Here is a 10,283-nt window from a genome sequence, read left to right as displayed (position 1 = left end):
CCAAATTTAGGTTGTTCGTTTGCCAATGACACTTGTGAAACAAAATTTGCTTTAGTAACTCCAAAATATGGATTGTTATAAATACCTAATGGATTAATCGGCAAATTATTGGTTTGCACTTCATCTGTTTTTACAGAATAGGCTTTCAATTGGGCTTCATGCGTACTGAAATCAAAATGTTCGTCACCCACTAAATCGGATCCAATAGTATTAAAATCTTGGTCACAAGAAATAAATACCATTGCAAAAACTAAAAATAAAACGGTTATGTGTTTTTTCATTGTTATTATTGTACTTTATTTTTTAAAAACTCTAAATAGTTTTCTTTAAACGAATCTTTCGCTGTGAAAGGTAAAAAAGGTTTTTTTGAAGTTTCTATATATTTTGTTAAATCTGCAGACAAGTTATCTGAAGCTATAATTATTGCATCAGAATGATCAATTGTTGCCTTCATTAAATTGTTAAAAACCGGCTCTTTGTATTTAGAAATTGCAGCTTGTGGTAAATTATCAAATGCTAATTTAGTAATCAATGCTGCGTCAAGCGTTCCTTCAAAATCTGAAGCATAAACAGATGTGATAATTTTTGTGTCTTCAAAAATACCTTCGTCTTTGTAATAATGTTTAAGATAAACAGGTAATAAAGAAGCCATCCAACCATGAACATGAATAATATCAGGAACCCAATTTAATTTTTTTACAGTTTCAACAACACCTTTGGCAAAGAAAATAGCTCTTTCATCATTATCTGAATACAACACGCCTTCTTCATCTGAAAAAGTAGCTTTTCTTTTAAAATATTCATCGTTATCAATAAAATATACCTGAATTCTTTCTTTTGGTATTGAAGCAACTTTAATAATTAAAGGCATATCCATATCATTCACTACCAAATTCATCCCGGAAAGTCGAATTACCTCATGTAATTGATGTCTGCGTTCATTGATATTTCCGTATCTTGGCATAAAAATTCTTATCTGCCCTCCTACTTCATTTATCATTTTCGGCAACTCATAAGAATGTAGTGATACTTCGTTTTCAGCCAAATAAGGCACTACTTCAGATGATACATATAATATCCTCTTGTCATTCATATAATAAATGTTATGTTTTTGTTTAATGTGCAAAATTATAAAAATTTATGGACTTATCTACTAAAATAGTAAGTTTGCACTTTATAATATTCTATTATGCCTGTTTTTCATACACAAAAAGCGCTTCAAATTGAAACAAAAATAGCTCTAAATCAATCTAAAAAGATTGGTTTTGTACCTACAATGGGCGCTTTACATCAAGGCCATCTTTCATTATTAGAAGAGTCTTTATCTGAAAATGAAATTACAGTATTAAGCATTTTTGTAAATCCAACGCAGTTTAATAATGCTGATGATTTAAAAAAATATCCAAGAACTTTAGAAAAAGATGTAGCACTTGTTAAAAAATTGAATAAAAATATCCTAATTTACGCACCATGTGTAACCGATATTTATGAAGGGCATACCATTTCCGCATCTTTTGATTATGACGGTTTGGAAAATCAAATGGAAGGCAAACACCGACCAGGACATTTTGACGGAGTGGGAACAATTGTCAAAAAATTATTTGATATTGTAAAACCAACAAATGCTTATTTTGGCGAAAAAGATTTTCAACAATTGCAAATAATTAGAAAATTAGTTGCCAAACATAAAATACCAGTAAACGTAATTGCTTGTGAAATTTACAGAGAAACCAGTGGTTTAGCCATGAGCAGTCGAAACGAACGTCTTTCTGAAAAAGCCCGAAAAGAATCGAAATTAATCTACAAAATTCTTTTACAAGCCAAAGATAAATTTATGGTAAAGTCAGCTCAAGAAGTGACTCAATTTGTGGAACGCGAATTTAAAAAACATAAAAATTTTACTTTAGAATACTTTGATATTGCTGATGAAGAAACCCTTTTAACTTGCAAAAGAAAAATAAAAAGTAAAAATTACAGAGGGTTTATTGCTGTTTTTATTGAAAATATTCGATTAATTGACAATATTTCGTTAAAATAAATTATAAAATTTACTTGAATTAATTAACTTTGCCCCATGCAAATACAAGTAGTAAAATCTAAGATACACAGAGTTTCTGTAACTGGAGCCGATTTAAATTATATTGGAAGTATTACAATTGACGAAGCTTTACTAGAAGCGGCCAATATTCTTGAAGGTGAAAAAGTGGCGATTGTGAATGTAAATAATGGAGAACGATTGGAAACTTATGCTATCAAAGGACCCAGAAATACGGGTGAAATTACTTTAAACGGCCCTGCTGCAAGAAAAGTACACCGAGGTGATATTATTATCATTATTGCTTATGGAATAATTGATTTTGAAGAAGCAAAAACCTTCAAACCTTGTTTGGTTTTTCCTAATGAAAAAGATAATTCTTTAACCTAGTTTTGAAAGCAAAATTAAAAAAAATAATTGGTATAACTTTGCCATTATTTATTGGTCTAGGCATCATGTATTACCAATTCAATTCAATGTCTCAAGTACAAATTGAAAAAACAAAAATAACCTTTTTAAAAGCGGATTATTTTTATATATTTTTATCTTTGGTAATCTCTGTTATTAGTTGTTGGTCAAGGTCTTACAGATGGAAATTTGCCTTAAATCATCTCGGATATACCACAAAATTTAGAAATGATTTTTTTACAGTTTGTGTGTCCTATTTAGTCAATCTTACGATTCCTAGAAGTGGAGAAATCACGCGAGCAGTGGTTTTAAAGAAATACGAAAACATTCCGTTTGACAAAGGATTTGGAACTATAGTTGCAGAAAGAGTTGTAGATTCATTGATATTTTTATTTTTGCTTTGTATAGGATTTGTATTGCAATTTGATAAAATCTATCAATTTTTATTGGATAACAATTTTGATTTTAATAAAATTATTTATGTTGGAATAACTGGTTTTGTACTTTTTATTATAAGTATCTTAATTTGGAAATTTTCTAAATTAAATTTTGTTTTAAAGCTTAAAAATAAATTATCTGGATTAACAGAAGGTATTTTAAGTATTTATAAAATGGAAAAAAAATGGGCCTACATTTTCCATTCATTTTTAATTTGGTTTTCCTACATAGCCATGTTTTATGTCACCATATTTGCATTACCCGAAACTGCAAATATTGGCTTTGAAATTGTAATTATGGGATTTATTTTTGGTACTTTTGCTATTGGTTTTTCTCCAGGAGGCTTGGGCGCTTATCCGTATGCAATTGCTTCCGTCTTTTTTTTATACGGAATTCCTAAAGAAATAGGAACCGCATTTGGCTATTTAGTTTGGACTTCTCAAACGCTTTTAACTATTGTATTGGGTTTACTATCTTATATTTTATTACCTATTTTAAATAAAAAATAAGTAGTATATTGCTACTTTATAAACCAAACACACATGAAAATTAAATTTGCCCTACTATTTTTAATGGTTTCTGTTGCCTTGTTTTCACAAAAAGTGGAAGACAAAATACAATCTGTTAAGCTAAATGAAGAACGAAATTTTTCAGTAATTTTGCCGGCTTCCTACCAAAACAGTCCTGAAAAAAAATATCCTATTTTAGTTTTATTAGATGGCGAATATTTAGCCGATCCATTTTCAGGAATATTAAAATATGGAAATTATTGGGACGATTTACCTGAAATTATTATAGTTGCGGTGAATCAGAATTATGGAGAAACTCGATTTAATGACAGCAATTATGGAGATGATGGTTTACCCGCTGAATCGGGTGCTGATTTTTTTGAATTTATAGGATTTGAATTGTTGCCACACATTCAAAAAAAATACCGAACACTTCCTTTTAGAATAATCGCAGGGCACGACACTACTGCCGGCTTTATAAATTTCTATTTATATAAAGACGACCCAATATTTAATGCTTACCTATCTATTTCTCCAGAAATGGCTCCAGAAATGGAAGTTCGTATTGCAGAAAGACTAGCAAAAATACAAAAACCATTGTTTTATTATCAAGCCACATCAAAAGCGGATTTGGAGGAAATTCAAGAAAACACAAAAAAACTTGATGATGTTGCAAAAGAAATTAAGAATCCTAATCTGAATTACCGATATGATGTTTTTCAAAACACCTCACATTATTCTTTGGTTGCAGAAGCTATTCCAAGTGCTTTTTACTTTATTTTTAGTGGTTATCAGCCCATATCAAAATTAGAATTTACCGAAAAAATAGTAAAATTAGAAAATGGATATGCCCAATATTTAATTGATAAATATGATAATATTGAGAAAAAAATGGGCTTAAAAGTGCAACCTAGATATTCAGATTTTAAAGCCATTGAAGCTGCAATACTTAAAAACAAGGCCTACTCAGAACTTGAAAATTTAGGTGCGTATGCTGATAAACAATATCCGAAAACCATGTTAGGTACGTATCATAGAGGGTTGTATTTTGAAAAAACTGGCGATTACAATAGAGCCGCAAAAGAATATCAAAGCGCTTATACTAAATCAGAAATAGGCGATTTAACGAAAAATTATATCTTAGATCGTGCGGAAGACCTAAAATCTAGAAAAGTAGAACCAAAACAAGAAATTGAAGAATTAGTGCCAGTGGAAACGCCAACAGAAACACCCACAGAGGCTCCAAAAAAAGACGAATAATTTCGAAAAATAAATACAAATGGCTAAATTAAAAACTTCCTTCTTTTGCCAAAGTTGCGGCACCAACTATGCTAAATGGCTTGGGCAATGCACCTCGTGCAAGCAATGGAACACAATTGTAGAAGAAATTATCCAAAAAGAAGAAAAACAAGCCTGGCGCAGCACTACTTCTGATTCGAAAAAAGTAGCTAAACCTTTAAAAATAAACGAAATTTCCACTTCTGAAGAAGTAAGAATGAACACTACTGATGGCGAATTAAACCGCGTATTAGGTGGTGGTTTGGTGCCAGGTTCTCTAACGCTTTTGGGTGGCGAACCAGGAATTGGAAAAAGCACACTTTTGCTTCAAATTTCGTTAAAATTACCTTATAAAACGCTTTATGTTTCAGGAGAAGAAAGTCAGAAACAAATAAAAATGCGTGCTGAGAGAATTACCGGACAAACTGATAATTGTTTTATACTAACTGAAACAAAAACACAAAACATATTTCGTCAAATAGAAGAAATTGAACCTCAAGTTGTCATTATCGATTCTATTCAAACCTTACATACCGAATATATAGAATCTTCTGCAGGAAGCATTTCTCAAATTAGAGAATGTACAGCAGAACTAATAAAATTTGCTAAAGAAACCAATGTTCCTGTTATTTTAATTGGCCATATTACCAAAGACGGTACTATTGCAGGGCCGAAAATTTTAGAACATATGGTTGACACCGTTTTACAATTTGAAGGCGATCGAAATCATGTGTACAGAATTCTACGAGCTTTGAAAAATCGTTTTGGTTCAACTGCCGAATTGGGCATTTACGAAATGTTAGGAAACGGCTTACGCGAAGTTAGTAATCCATCGGAAATATTAATTTCTAATAAAGATAATTATTTATCAGGTACTGCAATTGCAACTACAATTGAAGGGATGCGCCCGTTGATGATTGAAATTCAAGCGTTAGTTTCCACTGCGGTTTACGGCACACCTCAACGTAGCACAACGGGTTACAACCTGAAAAGATTAAATATGATTTTAGCTGTTTTAGAAAAACGCGCTGGTTTTAGATTGGGAGCAAAAGACGTATTTTTAAATATCACAGGCGGAATAAATGTGGATGACCCGGCAATTGACCTAGCGGTAGTCGCTGCAATTTTATCATCCAACGAAGACATTACTATTGATAAAGATTTTTGTTTTGCTGGTGAAGTAGGATTAACAGGTGAAATTCGTCCAGTAAATAAAGTAGAACAACGCATTCATGAAGCTGAAAAATTAGGTTTTTCGACCATATTCGTGTCTAAACATAATAAAATAAATCCAAAAGATTTTAAAATTGATGTGCGATTGGTTAGTAAAATTGAAGATTTAGTGGAACAATTGTTTGGATAAAATTAAAAAATAAACCCTCATTCTAAAATTAAAATCCACGACAAATAAATATTTAATTCAATAGTTATAATATGTTTTAGTGAATGTCTTAATTTTGAATACTTATAATCATACATTATGAAAAAAATTCTTCTTTATAATTTACTTCTGTTGTCGCTTTTTGGGCAGGCGCAAAACATTGCTTTACAATCTTTTGCAACTGGTTTTAATAGTCCGGTTGAAATTACACACGCTGGTGATTCTCGATTATTTATAGTTCAGAAAGGTGGCCTGATAAGAATATTAAATTCTAATGGAACAATTAATACAACTCCGTTTTTAAATCTAACAAGTATAATTTCTTCAACTGGTGAAAGGGGCTTATTAGGATTAGCTTTTCACCCAAACTATGCAACAAATGGGTTTTTCTTTGTAAATTATACCAATACAGCTGGTAATACTGTTATTTCAAGATATTCTTTAAGTTCAGGAAACCCAAATATTGCCAACAATTCTGGAACAATATTAATGACGATAACACAACCTTTTTCAAATCATAATGGGGGAACTATAAAATTTGGGCCTGATGGCTATTTATACATAGGTATGGGTGATGGCGGAGATGGCGGAGACCCCGGAAACAGAGCACAAAACATAAATGAAAATTTGGGAAAAATGTTACGTATTGATGTTAATTCGACTGTAGCACCCTTTTATACAAGTCCAGCTACAAATCCATATGTTGGTATTGCAGGTAATGATGAGATATGGGCGATTGGATTAAGAAACCCTTGGAAATTTTCGTTTAACAGATTAAATGGAGATTTATGGATAGCCGATGTAGGCCAAAATACATTTGAAGAAATAAACAAAACACAAAGTCCATTACCCAATACCGGACTAAATTTTGGTTGGAGATGTTACGAAGGAAATGCGCCATATAATACCTCTGGCTGTGTTGCAGCCACTTCAATTACTTTTCCTATACATCAATATGCATTATATAGTGACGGAACTTGTTCTGTAACAGGTGGTTATGTATACACTGGAGCCACTTATCCGAATTTTCAAAATAAATATTTTTTCACAGATTATTGTAACAATAAAATAAAAATGTTAAATAGCGCAGGAGTGATTACAACCTCAGCTGCTTTTGCAGGAAATAATTTTGCTACATTTGGTGAAGATATAAATGGAGAAATGTATGTTGCAGGAATTTCTTCCGGAACCATTTATAAAATTATTGATTCGTCTTTAAGTACTACTGATTTTGAAATCAATGGTTTTTCTATTTATCCCAATCCGGCTAAAGAATCCTTTGTAATAAAAAGTACTGAAGCTATTTTAGCATCAAAAATTGATGTTTTTGACATAACTGGTAAATTGCTTATTTCTAAAAAATTAAATAAAAATATCGAAAATACCGTCTACACAAATTCCTTATCAAAAGGAATCTACTTGATTTCCATAGAAACTACATCTGGAGCTATTTATACCACAAAATTAATTGTTGAATACTAAAACTTCTTTGAACTTTTAGTATTAAGTATTTATATAATTAACTAAATGAAGTAACTCTTTATCGTCATTAAGAGAGATTTTTTAATTTCAAATAAAATATTCTAGAATTTTTTATGGCGCCGGATTTGGAATTAATTCCTGAATTTTATTGATTTCGTCAAAAACAGCATCGGTTAATAGTACCTCAAACGCATTGATGTTTTCTTCAAGTTGGTCAATTGTGGTAGCGCCAATTATCGTTGAAGTCACAAAATCTTGATGGTTGACAAAGGCAATCGCCATTTCAGTTATTGTCAAGCCCAAACTATGTGCTAAATCTTGGTATAATTTTGTGGCTTTAAAACAATTTTCATTTGTATAGCGCACAAAATTTGGAAATAATTTCATACGCGAATTGTCTGGTATTCCGTTTAAATATTTTCCAGATAAAAATCCAAAACCTAAAGGTGAATACGCTAGTAAGCCAACATTTTCACGCATGCCAATTTCCGATAAACCTACTTCATACAATCTATTTAATAAAGAAAATGGATTTTGAATGGTGGCGATTCGTGGTAAATTGTGTTTTTCACTTTCCATTAAAAACTTCATCACGCCCCAAGGGTTTTCATTTGAAATACCAATGTGTTTTATTTTTCCTTCTTTAATTAAACCATCAAAAACGGTTAAAACTTCAAAAATATTTTCCTGCCAATGCGTATCTAACTTCTCCACACCTCTTTTTTGAAACATATTCATTACTCGCTCCGGCCAATGTGTTTGATATAAATCGATGTAATCCGTTTGTAAATTTTTTAAACTTAATTCTACCGCTTCGGTAAGGCTTTTTTTAGAGAAATCCAATGGTTTACGAATATAATCCATGCCTCTATTTGGTCCTGCAACTTTAGTGGCTATCACTAAATCGTCTCTTTTGTGTTTGTTTTTGGCTAACCAAGTTCCAATAAAACGTTCGGTACTTCCAAAAATATGTTCGTTGCCTCCAATAGGATACATTTCTGCGGTATCGATAAAATTAATACTACGTTCCACAGCATAATCTAATTGAAAATGGGATTCCGCTTCGGTGTTCTGATTTCCGAATGTCATCGTGCCCAAACAAGCTTTACTGACTTTTAAATTGGTATTTGGAAGGGTGGTAAATTTCATTTAAATATTTTTTTAAATGACGAAGTTACGAAGTTTAATAAAGTGAAACATTAAAGTAATATAGATTTTATTTATTTCAAGATATCCTCTATAATTTTTAAATGGTGTTTGGTGTGAATTAGTAAGAATTTTTCGGTTTGTTTTACATTTAAATCCTGAAAAAAAGGATGTTTAAAAAACGAATTTTCAGAAAAAGAATTCAGTTTTAAAATATTATTTTTAGCTGCTTGAAGTTTGGCTTTTAATTCTTCTTGAGTTGCAACGTGAGTTGGAATTACCACTTTAGGCGCTTTGGCTTTTCCTCTAGGAATTTTACCCATTGTAAAAACCATAAATTTAGGAAAGTTCCATTTGGGTTGAAACTCGTTTGGATTTGAAATTTCTAATTGTTCAATGATGCCATTTATTACTATCAAAGAATGATCAATTTGCCAGCCAATAGAGCTGTTGGAGACTTTAGAATTCGTTTTATCTAAATTAGGAATATGATTTTCTAATTGATGGAGTAATGGAAAAAGTGAGTTCATAATTTCTGAAATACGAAAGTTGTCTAAAAATTGTATTAACGCTCTTTAGACAACTTGAGTTATTAAATTTAAATCTTACATTTCGTTTAACAACTTAGACAATTCGTCTAATTTTGGTGTTAAAATAAATTCAATTCTACGGTTTTTTGCTTTTCCTTCTGCTGTTTCGTTAGGTAATAACGGTGCAAATTCGCCACGTCCAGCAGCGGTTAAATTTTCCTTTTTAACTTTGGCATTAGCCGATAAAATAGTTACAATTGCCGTAGCACGTTTGGTAGATAAATCCCAGTTGTTTTCTACACCACCACCAATAGAACCTACAATTTTATCATTATCTGTATGGCCTTCAATTAGCACTGAAATATCCGGATTGTCACCTAAAACTTTTCCTACTAAATCAACCGCTTTTTTACCTTCTGAGCCCACTGTCCAACTTCCAGATTCGAAAAGTAATTTATTTTCCATTGAAACGTATACTTTTCCATCTCTTTCAGTTACGGTTAATCCTTTTCCTTCAAACGCTTTAAGCGATTTAGATAAGGTTTCTTTTAGTTTTTTCATGGCCGCTTCTTTGTCGGCCATAATTTTTTCTAATTCTGCTAATCGCGTAGATGATTTTAATAAATCTGCTTTTAACTTATTTAATTTATCTTGTTCTGCAGCCATTGCTTTTTGTTTAGCTTCTAATTCTGCCAATAGTTCACGGTTTTTTTTGATATTGGCATCTAAAGCTTCATTACTATCTTTCTCCAACGCATCATAAGCGGCTTTTAAATTGTCTAAACTTTTCTTAGTTGCAGCATAGTCAGCAGCTAATTTATCGCGTTCTGACTTTAATTTTTCTGCTTCCGATTTATATTTGTTTAAATCGGTTTGCAAAGCAGAATTAGTGGTTTTTAATTCTTCATTTTCATCTGCTAGCGCGTTGCGATCTTTTTTTAAATCGGCAAACTTGTTTTCTAAATCTTGGTAGATTTTTTTTGAAACACATGATGTACTCATGCTTAATATCAGTAATCCTAATGTGATTTTTCTTATCATTTGATATACATATTTAATTCCTTTGGAATTGGTTA

11 protein-coding genes are annotated in these 10,283 nt (G+C 31.5%); 6 read left to right on the top strand and 5 right to left on the bottom strand.

Going from position 1 to position 10,283, the window contains the following annotated elements; translation table 11 throughout:
* The coding region (locus tag ACIQ2I_RS02235; RefSeq protein WP_396180808.1) for a DUF4270 family protein at window positions 1–281 on the bottom strand (281 nt) is incomplete at its 3' end.
* Window positions 282–286: 5 nt separating this feature from the next.
* A complete protein-coding gene (locus tag ACIQ2I_RS02230) occupies window positions 287–1,093 on the bottom strand; it encodes a glycogen/starch synthase (protein ID WP_396180807.1) in 807 nt (268 codons plus the stop codon).
* A 96-nt stretch (window positions 1,094–1,189) separates the two neighbouring features.
* Here ACIQ2I_RS02230 and panC point away from each other — a divergent pair, with 96 nt between their 5' ends.
* The 6 genes from panC to ACIQ2I_RS02200 all read left to right on the top strand — a co-directional run bounded on the left by panC (window position 1,190) and on the right by ACIQ2I_RS02200 (window position 7,531).
* The gene (panC, locus tag ACIQ2I_RS02225; protein WP_396180806.1) at window positions 1,190–2,038 is read left to right on the top strand and encodes a pantoate--beta-alanine ligase; all 849 of its coding nucleotides are present in this window, start codon (window positions 1,190–1,192) and stop codon (window positions 2,036–2,038) included.
* Window positions 2,039–2,074: 36 nt separating this feature from the next.
* A complete protein-coding gene (panD, locus tag ACIQ2I_RS02220; RefSeq protein WP_396180805.1) occupies window positions 2,075–2,425 on the top strand; it encodes an aspartate 1-decarboxylase in 351 nt (116 codons plus the stop codon).
* Between the two features lie 2 nt (window positions 2,426–2,427).
* Window positions 2,428–3,390, top strand: a complete 963-nt coding sequence (locus ACIQ2I_RS02215) for a YbhN family protein (protein WP_396180804.1) — start codon at window positions 2,428–2,430, stop codon at window positions 3,388–3,390.
* Window positions 3,391–3,423: 33 nt separating this feature from the next.
* On the top strand, window positions 3,424–4,650 hold the full coding sequence (locus tag ACIQ2I_RS02210; protein WP_396180803.1) for an alpha/beta hydrolase: 1,227 nt from the start codon (window positions 3,424–3,426) through the stop codon (window positions 4,648–4,650).
* Between the two features lie 19 nt (window positions 4,651–4,669).
* Window positions 4,670–6,031 (top strand): DNA repair protein RadA, encoded by a 1,362-nt coding sequence (gene radA, locus ACIQ2I_RS02205; RefSeq protein WP_396180802.1) that lies wholly within the window; start codon window positions 4,670–4,672, stop codon window positions 6,029–6,031.
* Window positions 6,032–6,148: 117 nt separating this feature from the next.
* A complete protein-coding gene (locus tag ACIQ2I_RS02200; RefSeq protein WP_396180801.1) occupies window positions 6,149–7,531 on the top strand; it encodes a PQQ-dependent sugar dehydrogenase in 1,383 nt (460 codons plus the stop codon).
* A 111-nt stretch (window positions 7,532–7,642) separates the two neighbouring features.
* Here the strand turns inward: ACIQ2I_RS02200 and ACIQ2I_RS02195 are convergent, their stop codons facing one another.
* The 3 genes from ACIQ2I_RS02195 to ACIQ2I_RS02185 form a co-directional block, all read right to left on the bottom strand.
* A complete protein-coding gene (locus ACIQ2I_RS02195) occupies window positions 7,643–8,680 on the bottom strand; it encodes an aldo/keto reductase (RefSeq protein WP_396180800.1) in 1,038 nt (345 codons plus the stop codon).
* A 71-nt stretch (window positions 8,681–8,751) separates the two neighbouring features.
* A complete protein-coding gene (locus tag ACIQ2I_RS02190; RefSeq protein WP_396180799.1) occupies window positions 8,752–9,207 on the bottom strand; it encodes a DUF1569 domain-containing protein in 456 nt (151 codons plus the stop codon).
* Window positions 9,208–9,282: 75 nt separating this feature from the next.
* Entirely contained in the window at window positions 9,283–10,248 is a 966-nt protein-coding gene (locus ACIQ2I_RS02185) for an OmpA family protein (protein WP_396180798.1), read from the bottom strand.
* Between the last annotated feature and the right edge of the window lie 35 nt (window positions 10,249–10,283).

It is taken from the genome of Flavobacterium sp. (assembly GCF_044368995.1).
Lineage (GTDB): Bacteria > Bacteroidota > Bacteroidia > Flavobacteriales > Flavobacteriaceae > Flavobacterium.
Note: the sequence above shows the minus strand (reverse complement) of the source record. Positions and strands in the feature narration are given on the sequence as shown.